This window comes from Sphingobium vermicomposti, assembly GCF_011762025.1.
Lineage (GTDB): Bacteria > Pseudomonadota > Alphaproteobacteria > Sphingomonadales > Sphingomonadaceae > Sphingobium > Sphingobium vermicomposti.
Genome location: NZ_JAASQR010000002.1, coordinates 698,809 through 716,615, shown reverse-complemented (window position 1 = coordinate 716,615; position 17,807 = coordinate 698,809). Strand labels below are relative to the sequence as shown.

Genomic DNA, 17,807 nt, shown 5'->3' with positions numbered 1-17,807 from the left:
GACGATAGTGACAGTCTCCAAGGAAATAGTGCGCGCGCGCCTTTACCTCCTGTGTCTCCTGGGAGACCTGGCGGGCCTGTTCCTGTCTTTCCTGCTGGCTAATCGCCTGGCGCTGGGCGCGTTCCTGGGCGAGCCGGGCAAGCCGCATGGGCTGGTCATGTTTTCGATGATCGCGCCGCTTTACATCCTGCTGGCGGTGCAGGGCGGGGCCTATGGCATTCACATGCTGGCCAATATCCGCCGCGGGATTTTCCGGGGGCTGCTGGCGCTGGCGCAGGCGGCGCTGCTGATGCTGCTGATCGTCTATCTGGGCAAGATCGCGGAACAGCTTTCGCGGCTGACCTTCATCACCGGGCTGGGATTTTCGGCGTTGAGCGTGGCGCTGGTCCGCATCGCTATCAGCCGTTTGGGCGCGCGCCTGCTGGGTGAAGTGCCGCATCTGACCGCCGTCATCATGGATGGCGTAGAGATTGAGACCCGCCCGCATATGGAGGTGATCGACGCCGACGCCGCCAATTTGCATCCCGAACGGCATGATGCCGACATGGCCGCGCGCCTGGCTGCCGCCGTGGGCATGGCGGAGCGTGTCATCGTCGCCTGCCCGATGGAGCGGATGGCGGAGTGGTCAATAGCGTTGAAGTCGCTGTCGGCCCGTGGCGAAATCGTCGTGCCGGAATTGTTGCGCTTTGCGCCGGCGCGGGTGGATGAATTTGACGGGCAGCCGACCATCATCGTGGCGGGAGGGCCGTTCCAGTTCCGCGACCGGATCATCAAGCGTATCTTTGACATCGTGGTCGCCACCGCCGCGACGATTGCCCTGTCGCCGTTGCTGGTCGCCGCCGCGCTCGCGATCAAGCTCACCAGCCCAGGCCCCATCCTGTTCAGGCAGCCGCGCATCGGTCGGGACGCCCGGTCGTTCAACATCTACAAGTTCCGGTCGATGCGGGTGGAGGCGAGCGACAGCAAGGCCGACCGCCTGACCGCTCGCGATGATGACCGGGTAACCGCCATAGGGCGCTTCCTGCGCCGCACCAGCATCGATGAATTGCCACAGCTATTCAACGTGTTGCGCGGCGACATGAGCATCGTTGGGCCACGCCCCCACGCTGCGGCGGCGAAGGCGGGTGACAGCCTATATTGGGAGGTCGACGAACGCTATTGGGAACGTCATTGCATAAAGCCGGGCATGACCGGACTGGCGCAGGTGCGTGGGCATCGTGGGTCGACCGACCATCATCAGGACCTGATCGACCGCCTCCAGTCCGACCTGGAATATGTGACTCAATGGTCGATCTGGCGCGACCTGCGCATCATTTTCGCCACCATTGGCGTCGTAGTGCATCACAAGGCCTATTGATGCGCGGCTTTGACCTTTTCCTCTGCGCGGTCCTGCTGCTGTCCATCGTGGCGCTACTGTGGCCGTTCTTCTTCTATCCGTTGATCCTGCGACTGCTGCCGGATGACCCGGAACAGCCGGAGCAGGGGCCGCGCCCCACCGCTTCGCTGCTATTCTGCGCCTATAACGAAGCGGCGGCGATGCCGGAAAAGATAGCCAATATAGAGGCAATCAAGCAGCGGCATCCGCAATTGGAGATACTCGCCTTTGACGACGGGTCTTCAGACGACACGGCGGCGCTGATCGCGCGGCCGCCCGATCTGGTGACGCTGGTGCGTGGTCCCGGTCGCAGTGGCAAGGCGCATGGCATGAAGCGGCTGGCGGCGCAGGCGACAGGCGAGGTCCTTATCTTCACCGACGCCAACGTGCTGCTGGACGCGGACGCCATCGACAATCTGCTGGCGCGCTATGCAGACCCGGACGTGGGCGGCGTGCTGGGATCGCTCCACTATGTGGGGGAGGGAGAGAGCGCGACCGCGTCGGTCGGGTCGCTCTACTGGCGTATCGAGGAACGGTTGAAGGATGAAGAATCGCGCACCGGCAATGTGTTGGGAGCGGACGGGTCGATCTTTTCCATTCGCCGCGCGCTCTATCCCGAATTTCCTGACAGCGTGCTGGATGACCTTACCGTGTCGATGGCGGTGGTTTTCGCGGGCAAGCGGCTGGTAAAGGCGAAGGACGTGATCGCCCGCGAACGGCTGGTGACGGGCCGGGGAGATGAATATCGGCGCAAGGTGCGCATCGCCGCCCGTGCCTGGCACACCCACATCCATTTGCGACCGCAGCTTAGGCGCATGGCCGCGATCGACCGTTTCAAATATGCCTCTCGCAAGATCGTGCGCTGGTTCGGCGGCCTGTTCATCCTGACGGGTGCATTCGCCGCGGCGGTGCTGGCTTTTCGCATTTCGCCGGTGCTGGCGGTGGGTGGAGCGGTGTTGGGATTGATCCTGATCGCCATCGGGCTGCGCGCCAAAGGCGGGCTGATAGCGGCGGTCGTCGATATATTCGTCGCCTATGCTGCAACGTTACAGGGCGTGATCAAGGCTATGAGGGGGCGGACCGTCACCATATGGAATCCGGCCAAGTCGCGTTGATCCCCCTCGCCAAAACGGCGGCATATTGTATAGGCCGTCCCTGTCTGTTCATCGGAGCCGAGGCGTGATTACTTTCCAGCGGGTGGCAAAGGCCGTCGGCAAACATCTGACCCGGACCATATTGATGGCCCGCAAGGCGCTAGGCGCGCGGGCCCATCGCGCCTGTCCTGCATGCGGGCAGACGGTCGTGGGCTTTTTTCGTTATGGTGAAAATGCCGAATGGGGATGCCCCGGCTGCGGGGCCTCGCCCCGCGAGCGGTTGATGAACCATCTGATCGCCACCAATGTCCTGTCGGTCCCTTCAGCGGGCGCGATCCTGCACATGGCGCCCAACGAAGCGAGCCTTGTGCGCCGCTTTTCCGCCGCTGCCGATTATGTGCCAGCAGACCTCAATCCCGACCGGTATAGCGTCCCGGCGATGCGGCGCGTCGACCTGATGGCCCTGGCGGAAATGGATCGCTATGACCTTTTTTACGCCAGCCATGTGATGGAACATGTGCCGGATGATCATCATGTCCTGCGCAATATTCATAGTGCGCTGAAAGCCGGGGGCGAGGCCTGGTTGATCGTTCCGCTGTGGGACAAACCGACCGAGGATGGCAGTTTCGACATCCCCCCGCGTGAGCGCGAGCGCCGATTTGGCCAGTGGGACCATGTCCGCCAATATGGTCCCGATTTTGCCGATCGCATCCGCGCGGCGGGATTTGAGCTGGAGGAAATTGACGCGAGCGGCATCGATGCCGACGTGCGTCATCTGTTCGGGCTGGACGACCGGCTGTTCCGCGCGCGCAAGCCCGGCGGAACCGCATAGCCGTGGGTCAGCCCGGTGGCACGGCGGTCACCCGGTTGGAAGGGTCGGCCCGCATTCTGGCCATGGTCAAGCTGGCCAATGTCGGGTTGACGCTGATCTGGGGTTTTGCCGTCACCTATGTGTTCGTGCGCGCCCTGCCGTTGCGCGAATTTCAGTCGTTCCTGCTGCTCGTCGCGTTCGGCAATTTCACCATTTCGGCGGAGTTCGGCCTTACCAGCATCATCTATGCGCGGCTGCGGCGGCACTGGCTGGGCATCAGGGAAGAGGGGGCGGGCCAGTTCCGGCTGGAGGAAATGGGCGTGCTGTTCCTGTTCCTTGGCCTGTTGATTGCCGGGGGGCTGGCCATCCTGCTGATCGCGCTGGCATCCGGCGGGATCGACACGACGATGCCGGTGCTGTTCATCCTCTTTTTCCTGTCCGCCTGCGTCAACCTTCCCGCCTTGCTCGCCAAGCGGGCACTCGCCGCCGTGGATGGCAATTTCCTGTGGGAAGCACTGGATTTCATGCGGCGGGTGGTGACGATCACGCTGCTGCTCTTCATCTTGCAGGGGCTTGATCCGCGCGTGTCGGTGGCTTTGCAACTGGGCGTCAGCCTTTGTGTCATTGGATGGGCGATCATGCTGGTTCATGCCCGGCTGGGGATGACCGTCCGGCACTGGTTCGCCTTTCGCGAGGGCGGTGGTCATGTGCGTGCCCATTATCTGCGCGACATCGGCGCATCGGCCATGTTCACCATGTCGGAAATCATTGCGTATAATGCGCCCTATTTCACCATCGCGCTGGCGACGCAGGACGCGCGCCCGATGCTGCTGTTCGACTTTTTCTTCAAGATGTCGCGGGCGCTGTCCATGTTCGTTCGGGCAGCGGTGGAGGCTGCTCTGCCGCGCATCACGCGGGCCTTTCACGCGGACGACCGTGGCCGGTTGAGGCAACTGCTGACGCGTGCGCTGGGCGCGGGTTTTGTTTTCGCGCTAGGCGTTTCGGTCGCGCTGGGCCTGGCGGGGACCTGGATTTTCGGGAAGCTGTTTGACGGGCGGGCCGCGATTTCATCGCTGGACCTGCTGCTGGTGGACGTGGCGCTATTTGCACTGACGATCATCTGCGTTTCGGTTTACGTCCAGGCGGCGCTTGGCCGGTTCGCGCATCTGCTGGGCCGATCGCTGCCTTTCCTGGCAGGGTCGCTGCTCAGCGTTCCGCTGGCGCTGTTGCTGCGGGATCGGTTCGATATCGCCTTCCTTTCATTTTACACAGCCACTTTGGTGCTGGGTGCCATGCTCCATGCGCTGTCGCTCCGCCGGTTGTTGGATGACAAGCGGTGAAGGTCGCGATGGTCGATCCGTCGCTCTTTACCGGGCGCTATGACGACAGCCTGTGCACGGCGCTGGCAGAAGAGGGGCAGGATGTGACGCTGCTGGGCCGCCCGATGCGATCGACCGACGCGATCGTGCCGGAAGGCTATGAATATGCGCCCCGCTTCTTTCGCCACAGCGAAGCCCTGCGCGCCAAGCTGGGGGAAGGGAAAGCGTTCCGCCTTATCAAGGCGGTGGAATATGGCGCGACGGCGGCGCTGGGCGCACTTGGTGCGCTGGAACGATCGGATGTCGTTCATTTTCAATGGCTGCCACTTGCGCCCGCCGATCGGATATTGCTCCGCCGTTTGAAAGGACGAACGGCGCTGGTCCATACTGTGCACAATGCGGACGCCTATCATGCTGACGCGGGGGTGCAGGGGCGGGGCTATCGCGCGCTGCTGGATCAATTCGACGTGCTGATCGTCCATGGCGAAACGACGCGGCGTGCGCTGGAGGGCCAGGGCGTGCCCCCGGACCGCATCCATGTGACGCCGCATCCGCCGATGCGCCTGGCAAGGGCGGGGGCGCAGGATCTGGCGGCGGTGCCTGATCCGACGGTGCCGAGGTTGCTGTTTTTCGGTACGATCCGTCCCTATAAGGGCGTCGACCTGCTGATCGAAGCCTGCCTTTCACTGTGGCGGTCGGGCCTGGCCTTTGATCTGGTGCTGGCGGGCAAGCCGTTCATGGACATCAATCCGTTGATCGATAGCGTGCGCGCCGCCGGGTTCGGCGACCGGCTGATCACCGACCTTGGCTTCCTGACCGAAGGCCGACTGGACGCGCATATGGCGAAGGCTGACATCATCCTGTTCCCCTATCGGCACATCGATTCCAGCGGGGCTTTCTTGTCGGCGCTGCACCATGGCAAGGCGATCGTCACGTCCGATGCGGGCATGTTCGCCGCGCTTCCAGAGGGCGTTGCGGTGCGCACGCCTGCCGGAAATGCGCCCGCGCTCGCGCAAGCCCTCTTGCGGCTCATCGAAAGCACGGCCATCAGACAGGCGGCAGGCGCAGAGGCGCGCGCCTATGGCGAGACGATGGGCAGCTGGAAGGACATGGCGTTGACGACGATCGGCATCTATCGCTCCGTGGTGACGTCACAGGCATGAACCGCTATATCCGCGAACTGACCGACCGCACGCTGGCGCTTCGCCTCGCCGTTTCCGGGCGCATCCATCAATATCCCGAAATCCAGGCATTGCGGCGCTTTCTGTCCGCTTTTGCCATCGACTGCGTGTTCGACGTGGGCGCGAACCGCGGACAATATGCGACGATGCTACGCAAGGATGCGGGGTTTGCCGGCACGATCCTGTCCTTTGAACCAAATCCCGATATTTTCGCCGAACTGTCACGCCGCGCATCCGGGGACGCCCGATGGCATGTTTTCAACCTGGCCCTGTCCGATTTCGACGGCGCGGCTAGATTCAACATCATGGCGGCGGATCAGTTCAGCTCTCTGGAAAATCCGTCCGAGGGGCAGGATGCGATTTTTGCCGACCGCAACCGGGTGAGCCGGACGGTGGAGATGCAGTGCCGCCGGATCGATAGCCTGCTGCCCGAGCTTCAAGCGGCTCACGCCTTCACCCGACCGTTTCTGAAAATGGACACGCAGGGGCATGACCTGTCGGTATGCGAAGGGGCAGGCGACCTGCTGGCGCAGATAGCCGGGGTCCAGACCGAACTTGGCGTCCGCCCCATCTATGAAGGCGGAACCAATTATCGCGCCATGATCGATTGGTTGGCGGACAGGTCTTTCCGGCCGTCCGCATTTTTCGCGAATAATAAGGGGCATTTTCCGCTGCTGGTGGAAATGGACGGTATTTTCGTCAACCAGGCGCTGCTGCCGCAGGGCGCTTGATGGAGACCGCAGCTCGCTTTGTCGATGCCCGACGCCTGCTTCTGGCAGGGGCCATCGGCTTGACGCTCTGGCTGGGCGCGACTTTCCTTTGGCATGTGACCTACCGGCAGGGCATCAGTCTGGCAGTCATCATGTTCCTGGACCAGGATTTCCCTGCTTTGTTGGGCGGGCTGCTGCTGCTGACGCTGGCAGCGCCGTTCGCGGGGGGGATGGGCCTGCGGCTGCCAGCGCCACGCGCGCGCATCATCGTGCCGCTGATCTTGCTGTTCGGGTTGGTCGCATGGGCCGGGCATTATTGGCTGTTCCAGAATTACGCGATTTCGCGCGATGAAGAGGTTGCCCGGTTCGCCGCTGCCTATATGCGCGAAGGGCTGTTCGCCCGGCCGATTCCAGTGGAATGGGAGCCTTATCGCCGGGCAATCATGCCTGAATTCTTCTCCCCCTTTGGCGCGGCAGATTATTGGACGGCGGCCTATTTGCCGGTGAACAGTGCAATACAGGCGATGTTCTGGCAGTTGGGCGACCCGAACATGGCGGGACCAGCACTGCTGATTGCTGGGCTGTTTGCCCTGTGGCGGGTCGCGCTCCACCTGTTTCCGACGCGGCCTGACGCGGTGTGGGTGACCATGTTGCTCGCTTTGTCGTCCGCCCAGCTGTGGGTGACGGCCATGACGCCCTATGCCATGACCGGCCATTTCGCGCTCAACATGGTGTGGCTGGCGCTGGTGCTGCGTGGCGGCGTGGTCGGACATGTCAGCGCAGGTGCTGTTGCGCTGGTGGCGGCAGGGCTGCATCAATGGCATTTTCCGCCAATCTTCATCGCGCCTTTCATCCTGTGGATGCTGCTGGCCCGGCGATGGAAGGCGGCGGCCTTCCACGTCATCGTTTTGGTGGCAATTGTCGTCGTCTGGGCAAAGCTGTGGCCCGGATTTTTGGTGGAGATATTGGGGCCACCGTCCGATATCCGCCCTTCCGCAGGGGTGGCGGACAAGGTTGGCAGCTTGTTCGAACGGCTCGGCGATCGTTGGCAGCCGCTGGTGAACCTCAGCCGTTTTGCCGCCTGGAACAACATATTGATGGTGCCGCTCGCTACGCTGGGCGTGTTCGCGATGCAGTGGCGGCGCGCGATCAAGGGGCAGGAAATTGCCCTGCCGCTGGCGCTGGGCTGTTTTGCCGGATGCGTGCTGGCGTTGGCGCAGGGCTATGGCTGGGGCTTTCGCTATGCTCACGGTTTTATCGGCCCCTTCTGCCTGCTGGCGGGGCTGGGTTGGGCGCGCTTTCGTCCGGCGGCGATGCGGCCGATCTTCATCGGTGTCGCGGTCACCTTGATGGCCAGCGCCTTTCTGGTCTGGCGCACCCATGTCTTTGTCGCGCCCTACGCCGCCAGTCATCGCATGATCGACGCGTCGCAGGCCGATGTGGTGCTGGTTGACCCGCGCGGGGGGTTGTACGTAACGGATTTGGTGCGGGGCCGTGATGGCGTGCCGGGGCGGCCCATGGTCATGAACCTTGCCATGTTGACGCTGGATCAAGTCGATCAGCTTTGCGAGAAATATGTGGTCGAGCTGTTTGACCGCGCCGAGTTCCGCCCGCTGGGCGTTCCTTTGGCGCGTTGGAACCTTGGCAGGATGGACGCGCTGCGGGCGCATATGAAGGAAGTGGGCTGTGACAAACCTGTGCTGCCGCCTTTGCCCGAAACGATGGAGGATGCGTTCAACGCTTCCGGCGATGTGCTTTGACGATGGCGGAAAGGGACAGGGTCAGGGTTTAACGCCCTTCATATAAACCCGCTTTCCGCCGATCCACGTTTCCAGCACTTGCGTGGCCCGGATGTCCGCAGGACGCGAGACTGAGATATCCCGGTCGATGATCACGAAATCGGCGCGCTGCCCTGGAATCAGGCTGCCGAACCGCTTTTCCGCAAATCCCGCGAACGCTGCCTGCCGGGTATAGCTGTCCAGTGCGGCTTCGAAGCTGACGCGCTGTTGCGGCATCCATCCGCCTGCGGGCTGGCCCGTGCCGTCCTCCCGGCTCATCGCGACAGCCATGCCGATGAAAGGATTGAGCGTTCCGGTCGGCACGCCCGACCCGAAGGCTACGGGAACGCGATTGTCCAGCATAGCCTTCCACGCATAAGCGCCGTTAAGCCGGGTTTCGCCCAGCCGGGCCGTCGCCATGCGCCAGCCAGATGCCGCTTGGACAGGCTGCATAGACGCGATGATGCCGTTCTGGCCAAAGCGCGGTAGGTCCGAGGGATCGACAATCTGCGCCTGTTCGATGCGCCAGCGCCGGTCGCCCTTATAGGTCAGGCTCAGTTCGGTGATGGCGTCGAGCAGTTCGCTGTTCGCCGCATCGCCGACCGCATCGACCGCGATCTGGAAATTGTCCATCGCCGCTCGGCTCATCATGTTGCGCAGCGGGGTCGAGGGGATCAGCTCCAGCCCGCGCTGGCCGGGAGCGTCGGCATAGCCAGCCTTCAGCCATGCACCGCGCGATCCCAGTGCGCCGTCCACCGTCAAGTTGAGGCCACCCATCCGCAGATGATCGTCATACAGCCAGGGCGTGGGTTCCGGCCCGGCGATCATGACCATATTGTCCAGGCCCAGCGCGTAGGAGATGATCCGTACGCGCAGCGCACCCCGGTCGGCCGACCGGCGAAACGCCTGCCAATCCTCTATGCTGGTACCCATGTCGGCAATGGCGGTGACGCCGTTCGCCAGCAGCGCCTGCTGCGCCTTTTCCAGCGCGATGTCCCTGTCCTTGGGCGCGGGCGGCGGGGCGGCTTTCTGGATCAGCTCCATCGCCCTATCGACGAAAACGCCCGACGGCTTGCCACCCGCCATCTCAATCCGCCCGCCGGGCGGTGCCTTGGCCGTGGCGGTGATGTTGGCGGTGCGCATCGCAAGGCTGTTGGCCCAGCCTGCATGGCCATCAACATGCTCCAGCCATACAGGCACGTCGCTGACCGCAGCATCCAGGTCGGCAGCGGTAGGGAAACGGCCCAGCCCCCAGCTTTCCTGGTTCCAGCCGGTTCCGATGATCCATTTGCGGGCCGGATTGGCGGCCGCATAGGCCCGAATCTTCGCCTGCGCCTCCTCCAGTGAGCCTGTGCCCGACAGGTCCAGCGTGATGAACGCCAGGCCCATGCCCATGACATGACCATGCGCATCGATCAGGCCGGGGATCAGCGTCTTGCCCCCCGCATCCAGCTTGAAGTCGGGACCCTTGGGCCAGACTTCGCCTTTCTTCAGCTTTTTCTTGCGCGGCGGGTCCTGATAGCGGCCCGGCAGCAGTTTTTCGACCTTGCCCTCATCATCGATCAGCAGCGCACCGAAGCGCACGATCTTTCCGCTGGCGTCGAGGGCGATGCCGTTCACATTGTCGATGACGCCGGACGCCAGCGCGGGAACGGGAAGCGCGAGTGCGGCCAGCGCCGCGATCAGTCTTTGCCTCATGCGCGGGTGATCCGGCGGACCAGCGCGCTCGTGTCCTGCCGGTTACCGCCCATAGCCTGAACGTCGGCGTAGAATTGGTCGATCAGTGCGGTCACGGGCAGTGTCGATCCGTTGGCGCGCGCTTCCTCCAGCGCTAGTCCCAGATCCTTCCTCATCCAATCCACCGCAAAGCCAAAATCGAAACTGTCCTGCGCCATCGTTTTCCAGCGGTTGTCCATCTGCCAGCTTTGCGCCGCGCCGCCGGAAATGGCGTCGAATACCTTATCCTGGTCCAGATCGGCTGCCTGAGCGAAACGCAGCGCCTCCGCCAAACCCTGCACGACGCCTGCAATGCAGATCTGGTTCACCATCTTCGTCGTCTGGCCCGCGCCTGCGGTGCCGACATGGACGATCCGGGCGGCATAGGCCTGCATCACGATTTTTGCCGCATCGACGGCTGGCGCGGTGCCACCGCACATGATGGACAGCTTGCCATTTTCCGCGCCTGCCTGTCCGCCAGAGACGGGGGCATCGACGCAGTGCAGGCCCAGGCTTTCTCCCTCAACGAACAACTGCCGCGCGATCCGGGCGGAAACCGTCGTGTGATCGATGAAGAGGCCGCCCGGCTTCATGGTGCGGAACGCGCCCTCGCGGCCCAACGTGACCTGCGACAGATCATCGTCCGTGCCGACGCAGCTAACGACGATTTCGGCATCTTCCGCTGCCTTGGCCGGGCTGACCGCCACCTCGCCGCCATAGAGTTCGACCCACCGTTTCGCCTTGCCGATCGACCGGTTGTAAACGGTAAGGCTGTGCCCTGCCTGCGCCAGATGCCCAGCAATCGGGCCGCCCATGACGCCCAGGCCTATAAACGCGATATTAGCCATATGCCTCGTACAATTAGCGCCCGTCCTTTCCGCCATAAGGGCTGTTTTCCGCGAGGGCCAGTTCCTTCCGCGTTAAATTTCGGCTAGGGGGCGATCCCATGAACACCTTGAGCAAGATCGAAGGCGCGTTGCCGCTGCCCGTTACCGTCGATGACATATTGGCGGCGCGCGTGCGGATTTCGGGCGCGGTGGTGCATACGCCGACGCTGATCAGTCAGACATTGTCGACGATGCTGGGCTGCAAGGTTTATCTGAAGTTCGAAAATCTGCAGTTTACCGCTGCCTACAAGGAGCGCGGCGCACTGAACCGCCTGTTGCAGCTGGGCGAAGATGCCAAGCGAACGGGCGTGATCGCGGCGTCGGCGGGGAATCATGCGCAGGGCCTTGCCTATCATGGCCGCCGTCTGGGTGTGCCCGTGACCATCGTGATGCCAAAGACGACGCCGACGGTGAAGGTCACGCAGACGCAGGGGCACGGTGCGACGGTCGTGTTGCATGGCGAAAAGTTTGACGACGCCAACGCATATGCGCGCCAGCTGGCAAAGGATCAGGGGTTAACCTTCGTCCATCCCTTTGACGAACCCGACATCATCGCCGGGCAGGGTACCGTCGCGCTGGAAATGCTGGAGGACGCGCCGGAAATCGACACGCTGATCATCCCCATCGGCGGCGGCGGCCTGTTTTCGGGCATGGCGACGGCGGCCAAGGCGATGAAGCCGGACATCTGCGTCTATGGGGTGCAGGCGGATCTTTATCCGTCCATGTACAGCCATATCAAAGGCGCGAACCTGCCCTGCGATGGCGACACGCTGGCTGAGGGCATTGCCGTCAAGGAGCCGGGCGAACTCACCCGCCGCATCGTCGAACGTTTTGCCGACGACGTGCTGCTGGTCAGCGAGCGCGATCTGGAAGAGGCGGTGAGCCTGTTGTTGCAGATTGAAAAGACCGTCGTGGAAGGCGCTGGCGCGGCCGGGCTTGCCGCCTTGTTGACGCACAAGGAATTGTTCGCGGGGCGTAATGTCGGACTGGTCTTGACCGGCGGCAATATCGACACGCGCCTGCTGGCCAATGTGCTGCTGCGCGACCTGGCCCGTTCCGGGCGGTTGGCGCGGTTGCGCATCATCCTGCAGGACCGACCGGGCGCGCTGTTCCATGTCGCGCGCATTTTCGATCAGGAAGCGGTCAATATCCTCGAGCTGTCGCATCAGCGGATCTTCACCAACCTTCCGGCCAAGGGGTTGAGCCTGGACGTCGAATGCGAAACGCGCGACGGCGCTCATCTTGACCGGTTGCTCGCGGCACTGCGGGAAGCGGGCTACGAAGTGGCACCGATCGAGGTGGCTTGATCGACGAACTTCGGGTGATCCGATTTTCGTGGTAAATGTCCTTTTCACAGACGGCGGGGGGCGGCATAGTTGCCCCATGATTCAAGCATCACGCAGGGTCGGGACGGAGACAGTGGCTTGACCGCACCTTTTCGCTTTCCACGGTTCTTCGTGACCAATCCCAGCCCCTGCCCTTATTTGCCGGGGCGGAGCGAACGCAAGGTTTTCACCGAGCTAAACGGTGACAATGCGTCGGAGCTTAATGACGCGCTGGGCCGCATCGGATTTCGTCGTAGCCAGAATGTTGCTTACCGGCCAAGCTGCGCGGATTGTTCCGCCTGCGTTTCCGTTCGTGTTGTGGCGGATGAGTTCGAGCCTAACGCGAGTCAGCGCAAACTTATTCGCCGCAACAGCGATCTGATTGTCACCGCGTGCAAGCCCTGGTCGACCGAGGAGCAGTTCGAACTGCTGCAGCGTTATCTGCGCGCGCGTCATCCGGGCGGCGGCATGACCGAAATGGACGAGATGGATTTCGCCGACATGGTCGAACAGACCCCGGTGGAAAGCCATGTCGTCGAATATCGCGAGCCTGGCGAAAATGGCCGCCCCGGCAAACTGGTTGGCGCCTGTCTTACCGACCGGCAGGGCGATGGCCTGTCGATGATCTACAGCTTTTTCGATACAGAGCTGGAGCATCGCAAGGGCCTGGGTAATTACATCATCATGGACCACATCTTGCGGTCAGCCAAGGCGGGGCTGTCCTACGTCTATCTGGGCTATTGGGTCGAGGGATCGCAGCGGATGCAGTATAAGGTCCGCTATCACCCGCTGGAAATGTTGAGCCGCAGCGGCTGGGTCCGCTTCGATCCGCAGGCACAGGCGCAGGCGATCCGCAGTGCCGTATCGCGTGACGAGCCTCCGCTGCCCTTCGAATTGGGCGGAATTTTCAGGAAGTAGATTCCTTCACCGGGCTGCTGCTTTCTTCCCGCATCATTCCCGCAAGAGGTCGTCAACAATCAGCTGAACGATCACGTCGCCAAGATGGCGCGCCGCCTGTCGGATGGGGATGGTCTCCCTTCGACAGGCGATGCGGTCCCGCTTATTTGCAGTTACAATCCCGGTGCGCTTTTCGGTGTGCGTGGTGACGCGGAGCGGCGTTACTGGTCACATAGGTGCGGGTCGTGGTCATGACGGGTTGAACGACGATGGTCGTGGTCGTCGGGCCGGGATAATAATAGCCGTTGGCATAATAGCCGGGCGCATATGTGGTCGTGACCATGGGTTGGCCCGCGCCGCCCTGGCGGATGACTTGGGGGGCAGCCGCGTAGGGCGGAGCGTCGTAGTCGACGCCATAGTTGCTGCGCGCTTCGCCTTCGAAGCGGCCTTCATATTCGCCGCTGTAGGTCCGGCCTTTCTCATCGCGCCAGGTGCCGGTCCAGCGGCCCTCATATTCATGAGGGGGCGGCGCGTCGGACATAGTGACGTCATCGTCGTAATCCGCGCCATAAGGAGGATCGCGTCGGTCATCATTGTCCCACCGGACATCGCTACGATGGTCCCTGACCCGGCCCTGATCGTCGGTCATCACCGCGTCATCATAGTAGCGCGACCAGCGATATCCGGTCTCTGGCGCGGGCAATCCATAAGCGCCGTAATTGCCGATCCGATATGCCGGGCTGATCCAGTAGGACGGCAGCACATAGCCAACGACAGGCCGACGATATGCTGCCCAGCCGCCCGGCGCGCGCCATCCCGCAAACCAGCGGGCTTGAACGCGCGGACCCGATCGGTGAACGGTCCTGCCCGAAAAGCCGGCCTTGCCCATCATTGGCAGTGTCGCGCCAGCTGGGGCGGATTCGCCTGCCATTGCCGGAACGCTAAGCCCCAGCGCCAGTCCAGTGCTTGCCAGCATGATGCTCCAGATCCGCATGCTCAACTCCCCGTCATATCGGGCGCGCGTCAGTCCGCGCGCAGTTAACAGCTTGTTTAGCATGGTGATCCGTATCGATCCACGCGAGCCAGCGGCGCTCCTGTCCCGAATCGGGGCAAGGCACGGTCAGGCGATGCGCGGGGCGATCTGCGTTACTAGCGCTTCCAGTCCGGCCTGATCGGCAGCGTTAAAGCGCGCCATGACGGGGCTGTCCAGGTCCAGCACGGCGACCACGCATCCTTTTAGCGTCACCGGGATCACGATTTCCGAAGCGCTGGCTACATCGCAGGCGATATGTCCGGGGAAGGCGTGGACATCCTTCACCAATTGCGTTTCGCCTGACGCCGCTGCCGTGCCGCAGACGCCGCGTCCCAATGGGATGCGGATGCAGGCGGCCTTGCCCTGAAAGGGGCCAAGCACCAGCTCTTCCCCGACCATTCGATAGAATCCCGCCCAGTTGAGGTCCGGTAGAAACTGCCAGATGAGCGCCGCGACATTGGCCATGTTGGCGATGACGTCCGGTTCGTCCCGCGTGATCGCATCGGCTGCGGCGAGCAGGTCGGCATAGATCACTGCCTTGTCGGCATTGGGCGAGGGGGAGAAATCGAACATGGGTCGGATATAGAGGTTATAGCGCGCATCTGCCAAATCTAGTCGAATTTCACCCGGCCTCGGCCTTGCTTCACTGAGCTGCGTGCCTTCTTGGCATCAACCCGGCGCGCCTTGGCGGCCTTGCCGGGCTTGGTCGCCTTGCGCGCTTTAGGAACGATGGTCGCCTCACGGATCAGTTCGATCAGTCGCGCCAGCACTTCCTGCCGGTTCAAAAGCTGTGAGCGGGACCCTTCCGATCGCAAGATGAGGACCCCATCGATCGTCATCCGACGGCCGGAGATTGCGGCCAGCCGGTGCTTGACGGCTTCGGGCAGGGACGGGCTATTCGCGACGTCGAACCGAAGCTGCACCGCGCTGTCGGTGGTGTTCACATGCTGGCCACCCGCGCCCGTCGAACGTACGAAGCTTTCGAACAGTTCGTCCGCGTCGATCGATATCGAGCGGGTGATGGGGATGAGCGGCAAGGGCGCTAGACCCCTGCTTCATCCAGATATTCAGGCCCGAACCCGGCAGCGGCGAAGCTGGCGGGCAGGGGCGCAGTCGCTTCGACGGGAGGCTTTGACCCGCGAGGGATGCTGAGGAAACGGCTGTGCAGCATCATCGCCCCCGCACCGTCTCCATAGACCGGGTCACCCGCGATGCTGATACCAAGGCCGTGCAGCGCATGGCTGCGAATCTGATGCGTTCGGCCCGTCCGGGGCGTGAACAGCAGGAGCGAACGGCCATCTTTTTCCGCAAGCATTCGCCATTCCGTCAGTGCCGCCTTGCCATCGCTGGCGGCGATCATCCGCCACCCTTCGGCCGCGCTGCTGACCTTTTTCAGCGGCAGGTCGATGGTGCCGCTGGATTGATCCGGCACGCCTTCCAGCACGGCGATATAGCGTTTGGTGACGGTGCCTGCCTCAAATTCGGCGGCATAGCGTTTATGTGCCTTGGGGTTACGGGCAAGGGCTAGGCAGCCGCTCGTATCCCGGTCCAGTCGATGGACAGGCAGCGGCCAGCGCTGAAACCCGAAGGTCAACGACGACAGGTGATTTTCAAGGCTAAGCGATCCGTCACGCGGCGCATCGACCGGCAAGCCGGAGGGCTTGTCCAGGATGATGGCTTCGCCATCGATAAACAGGACTCGGTCATGAAGCAGGGTCAAGAATGATGGTCCAATAGCAAGGGATGACGATTGACGGGTCTGGGGCTTCCTATAGGGCGTGAAAGCCATGGACAATAGGGGGAGCAGCAGCGGGGCCGGAACGGCACCGTCGGAATGGGTGCCGGGCGGCGGACGACTTGAATGGGTCGACGTGGCGCGGGGCGTCGGCATCATCGCCGTAGTCGTGGGTCATGTGTGGACGCAGGGACCCGTGCGCGATGCGGTCTACAGCTTCCACATGCCGCTTTTCTTCCTGTTGTCGGGCCTGTTGTCGCGCGCGCAGCCGCCCGGAGCTTTCACTCTTCGCCAATTGGGATCGCAGATGCGGCCCTATGCCGCTTTTCTGGCGCTGTTGATCGTGGCGGATCAGATCGTCGAGCCGTTGAAGGGGCATCGCCCCATTTTCGACCAGTGGCCTCAGGACATGCTGCCGGTGTTGCTGGGCGGTTCGTGGCTGCGGGGGCCATATACCATCTTCTGGTTCGTGCCGTGCCTGATGGCTGGCCGCATCCTTTTTAACATGCTGCTGGCGCGGTGGCGCGACCCGCTCGACAGGCGGTGGGCATGGGTGATTCTACCGCTTCTGCCCATCGCCTACATATTGGGCTGGATTACCGACGCTTCGGTGCTTGGCTTGTTGAGCGTCCCCATGGCGCTTGTGCTGCTGTGGGTCGGGGCGGCCTGGCAGAAAGTGGCCTGGCGGCGATGGATGTGGTGGCCGCTGGCGGCGCTATCGCTGGGCGGGTTGTCCGGCCTGCTGCCGACCCTGAACATGAAAGCCGCGGATTATGGTGCGCCGTTGCTGTCGATCGGATCGGCGGTCGCGACGTCGCTGCTGCTGTTCCGCTTTTCGGTACGGGTCGGGCCATTCGGCGGTTGGCTGGCGGGCGTGGGCCGTGCTTCGCTCGTCATCATGTATCTGCATGTGGCGGTGATCCATTACTTTTCGCCGATACTGGGCAAGCCGTGGCTGCTGACCCTCGCCGTGGCGCTGCCGATGGGTGCCTATCACCTCATGAAGCGCAGTGCCGTAGGCCGACGCATCTTCCTGTAGCCTATCAGGCGATGATCAGCCCGAATGCGATGTGGCCGCCCGCCTCCGGGGGGAGGGGAAGGAGGCGGGCGGCCGTCGGCCCGTCGGGGTTGGACGGGCCTATTCGCTATCGACCAGGACGATTTCGGCGTCTTCCAGTGCGGTGATGGTGAAGGGCTTTCCGCCGATGATTGCCGCGCCATCGCGCGCTTCGAAAAGCTGGCCGTCAATCTCTATTCGCCCGGTTGCAGGCACCAGATAAATATGACGTCCTTGGGCGCTGTCATAGGTCACACTTTCCCCCGCCTTGATCGTGCCGCCCAGCAGGCGGGCGTCGGCGCGGATGCGGAGCGCTTCCTTGTCCTCATCATGACCGCTGGCCAGGATGACCAGCTTGCCGGATCGATCCCCCTTGGGGAACGGCTTTGCCCCCCAGCTTGGCGATCCACCTGTTGCGCTGGGGATTACCCAGATCTGGAAGAGCGTGGTCGTTTCATCTTCCAGATTATATTCGGCGTGGCGGATGCCTGTCCCGGCGCTCATGACCTGCACGTCGCCTGCTTCGGTGCGGCCCTTATTGCCCAGGCTGTCCTGATGCGTGATCGCGCCGGTGCGGACATAGGTGATGATTTCCATGTCGCGGTGAGGATGGGGCGGAAAGCCGGATTGCGCCGCGATCTCATCATCGTTCCACACCCGGATCGCGCCCCAGCCCATCCGGGCGGGATCATGATAATCCGCGAAGGAAAAATGGTGCCGGGCATTGAGCCAGCCATGATCCGCATGGCCGAGGGAGGCGAAGGGGCGGCGTTCAATGCTGTTCTGCACGATGTTGCTCATCTGCTGTGCCTTTCAATGCGCTGCCGGAGCTTCCGGCTTGCTTTCCGCCAATCTAGCGATCAGGATCGTTTCTTAAACAAGCAGCATT

17 protein-coding genes are annotated in these 17,807 nt (G+C 62.8%); 10 read left to right on the top strand and 7 right to left on the bottom strand.

The window, feature by feature from the left end:
* Positions 1-7: 7 nt before the first annotated feature.
* From FHS54_RS08275 to FHS54_RS08245, 7 genes are all read left to right on the top strand, one after another.
* Complete coding sequence (locus FHS54_RS08275; protein ID WP_167303309.1) at positions 8-1,357, top strand: exopolysaccharide biosynthesis polyprenyl glycosylphosphotransferase; 1,350 nt, start codon at positions 8-10, stop codon at positions 1,355-1,357.
* Positions 1,357-2,490 (top strand): glycosyltransferase family 2 protein, encoded by a 1,134-nt coding sequence (locus tag FHS54_RS08270; protein ID WP_167303308.1) that lies wholly within the window; start codon positions 1,357-1,359, stop codon positions 2,488-2,490. Before FHS54_RS08275 ends, FHS54_RS08270 begins: the two co-directional genes overlap by 1 nt.
* A 64-nt stretch (positions 2,491-2,554) precedes the next feature.
* Positions 2,555-3,301: a methyltransferase domain-containing protein gene (locus FHS54_RS08265; RefSeq protein WP_167303307.1), complete on the top strand. Its 747-nt coding sequence runs from the start codon at positions 2,555-2,557 to the stop codon at positions 3,299-3,301.
* A gap of 62 nt (positions 3,302-3,363) precedes the next feature.
* Positions 3,364-4,620 carry a hypothetical protein gene (locus tag FHS54_RS08260; RefSeq protein WP_208404868.1) on the top strand — a complete coding sequence of 419 codons (1,257 nt, stop codon included), beginning with the start codon at positions 3,364-3,366 and terminating at the stop codon, positions 4,618-4,620.
* Complete coding sequence (locus FHS54_RS08255) at positions 4,617-5,762, top strand: glycosyltransferase (RefSeq protein ID WP_167303306.1); 1,146 nt, start codon at positions 4,617-4,619, stop codon at positions 5,760-5,762. Before FHS54_RS08260 ends, FHS54_RS08255 begins: the two co-directional genes overlap by 4 nt.
* Positions 5,759-6,511: an FkbM family methyltransferase gene (locus tag FHS54_RS08250; protein WP_167303305.1), complete on the top strand. Its 753-nt coding sequence runs from the start codon at positions 5,759-5,761 to the stop codon at positions 6,509-6,511. The genes FHS54_RS08255 and FHS54_RS08250 overlap by 4 nt, the downstream gene beginning before the upstream one ends.
* On the top strand, positions 6,511-8,250 hold the full coding sequence (locus FHS54_RS08245) for an MFS transporter (RefSeq protein ID WP_167303304.1): 1,740 nt from the start codon (positions 6,511-6,513) through the stop codon (positions 8,248-8,250). The genes FHS54_RS08250 and FHS54_RS08245 overlap by 1 nt, the downstream gene beginning before the upstream one ends.
* A 21-nt stretch (positions 8,251-8,271) precedes the next feature.
* Here the strand turns inward: FHS54_RS08245 and FHS54_RS08240 are convergent, their stop codons facing one another.
* The gene (locus FHS54_RS08240) at positions 8,272-9,966 is read right to left on the bottom strand and encodes an amidohydrolase (RefSeq protein WP_208404822.1); all 1,695 of its coding nucleotides are present in this window, start codon (positions 9,964-9,966) and stop codon (positions 8,272-8,274) included.
* Positions 9,963-10,832, bottom strand: coding sequence for an NAD(P)-dependent oxidoreductase (locus tag FHS54_RS08235; RefSeq protein ID WP_167303303.1), 870 nt, complete (start codon positions 10,830-10,832; stop codon positions 9,963-9,965). The genes FHS54_RS08240 and FHS54_RS08235 overlap by 4 nt, the downstream gene beginning before the upstream one ends.
* Positions 10,833-10,930: 98 nt before the next feature.
* Between FHS54_RS08235 and FHS54_RS08230 the strand changes: the two genes are divergently transcribed.
* A complete protein-coding gene (locus FHS54_RS08230) occupies positions 10,931-12,178 on the top strand; it encodes a threonine ammonia-lyase (RefSeq protein ID WP_167303302.1) in 1,248 nt (415 codons plus the stop codon).
* Positions 12,179-12,295: 117 nt separating this feature from the next.
* Positions 12,296-13,114, top strand: coding sequence for an arginyltransferase (locus FHS54_RS08225; protein ID WP_167303301.1), 819 nt, complete (start codon positions 12,296-12,298; stop codon positions 13,112-13,114).
* 142 nt (positions 13,115-13,256) lie between these two features.
* Here the strand turns inward: FHS54_RS08225 and FHS54_RS08220 are convergent, their stop codons facing one another.
* The 4 genes from FHS54_RS08220 to FHS54_RS08205 all read right to left on the bottom strand — a co-directional run bounded on the left by FHS54_RS08220 (position 13,257) and on the right by FHS54_RS08205 (position 15,846).
* Positions 13,257-14,087, bottom strand: coding sequence for an RcnB family protein (locus tag FHS54_RS08220; protein WP_167303300.1), 831 nt, complete (start codon positions 14,085-14,087; stop codon positions 13,257-13,259).
* A 126-nt stretch (positions 14,088-14,213) separates the two neighbouring features.
* Entirely contained in the window at positions 14,214-14,699 is a 486-nt protein-coding gene (locus FHS54_RS08215; protein ID WP_167303299.1) for a GAF domain-containing protein, read from the bottom strand.
* A gap of 38 nt (positions 14,700-14,737) precedes the next feature.
* Positions 14,738-15,163, bottom strand: coding sequence for an alternative ribosome rescue aminoacyl-tRNA hydrolase ArfB (gene arfB / locus FHS54_RS08210; RefSeq protein ID WP_167303298.1), 426 nt, complete (start codon positions 15,161-15,163; stop codon positions 14,738-14,740).
* Between the two features lie 5 nt (positions 15,164-15,168).
* Positions 15,169-15,846, bottom strand: coding sequence for an RluA family pseudouridine synthase (locus FHS54_RS08205; RefSeq protein ID WP_167303297.1), 678 nt, complete (start codon positions 15,844-15,846; stop codon positions 15,169-15,171).
* Between the two features lie 67 nt (positions 15,847-15,913).
* On the opposite strand from FHS54_RS08205, the gene FHS54_RS08200 reads away from it, so the two are divergent.
* The gene (locus tag FHS54_RS08200) at positions 15,914-16,900 is read left to right on the top strand and encodes an acyltransferase family protein (protein WP_167303296.1); all 987 of its coding nucleotides are present in this window, start codon (positions 15,914-15,916) and stop codon (positions 16,898-16,900) included.
* Between the two features lie 99 nt (positions 16,901-16,999).
* Here FHS54_RS08200 and FHS54_RS08195 read toward each other — a convergent pair whose 3' ends face one another.
* Positions 17,000-17,719 carry a pirin family protein gene (locus tag FHS54_RS08195; RefSeq protein ID WP_167303295.1) on the bottom strand — a complete coding sequence of 240 codons (720 nt, stop codon included), beginning with the start codon at positions 17,717-17,719 and terminating at the stop codon, positions 17,000-17,002.
* Positions 17,720-17,807: the final 88 nt, after the last annotated feature.

Bases quoted from the DNA above. Each gene is read 5' to 3' on its own strand.
- FHS54_RS08270 (WP_167303308.1), top strand. From the start codon at position 1,357: ATGCGCGGCTTTGACCTTTTCCTCTGCGCGGTCCTGCTGCTGTCCATC.
- FHS54_RS08260 (WP_208404868.1), top strand. From the start codon at position 3,364: ATGGTCAAGCTGGCCAATGTCGGGTTGACGCTGATCTGGGGTTTTGCC.
- FHS54_RS08250 (WP_167303305.1), top strand. From the start codon at position 5,759: ATGAACCGCTATATCCGCGAACTGACCGACCGCACGCTGGCGCTTCGC.
- FHS54_RS08245 (WP_167303304.1), top strand. From the start codon at position 6,511: ATGGAGACCGCAGCTCGCTTTGTCGATGCCCGACGCCTGCTTCTGGCA.
- FHS54_RS08240 (WP_208404822.1), bottom strand. From the start codon at position 9,966: ATGAGGCAAAGACTGATCGCGGCGCTGGCCGCACTCGCGCTTCCCGTT.
- FHS54_RS08235 (WP_167303303.1), bottom strand. From the start codon at position 10,832: ATGGCTAATATCGCGTTTATAGGCCTGGGCGTCATGGGCGGCCCGATT.
- FHS54_RS08230 (WP_167303302.1), top strand. From the start codon at position 10,931: ATGAACACCTTGAGCAAGATCGAAGGCGCGTTGCCGCTGCCCGTTACC.
- FHS54_RS08220 (WP_167303300.1), bottom strand. From the start codon at position 14,087: ATGCGGATCTGGAGCATCATGCTGGCAAGCACTGGACTGGCGCTGGGG.
- FHS54_RS08215 (WP_167303299.1), bottom strand. From the start codon at position 14,699: ATGTTCGATTTCTCCCCCTCGCCCAATGCCGACAAGGCAGTGATCTAT.
- FHS54_RS08200 (WP_167303296.1), top strand. From the start codon at position 15,914: ATGGACAATAGGGGGAGCAGCAGCGGGGCCGGAACGGCACCGTCGGAA.
- FHS54_RS08195 (WP_167303295.1), bottom strand. From the start codon at position 17,719: ATGAGCAACATCGTGCAGAACAGCATTGAACGCCGCCCCTTCGCCTCC.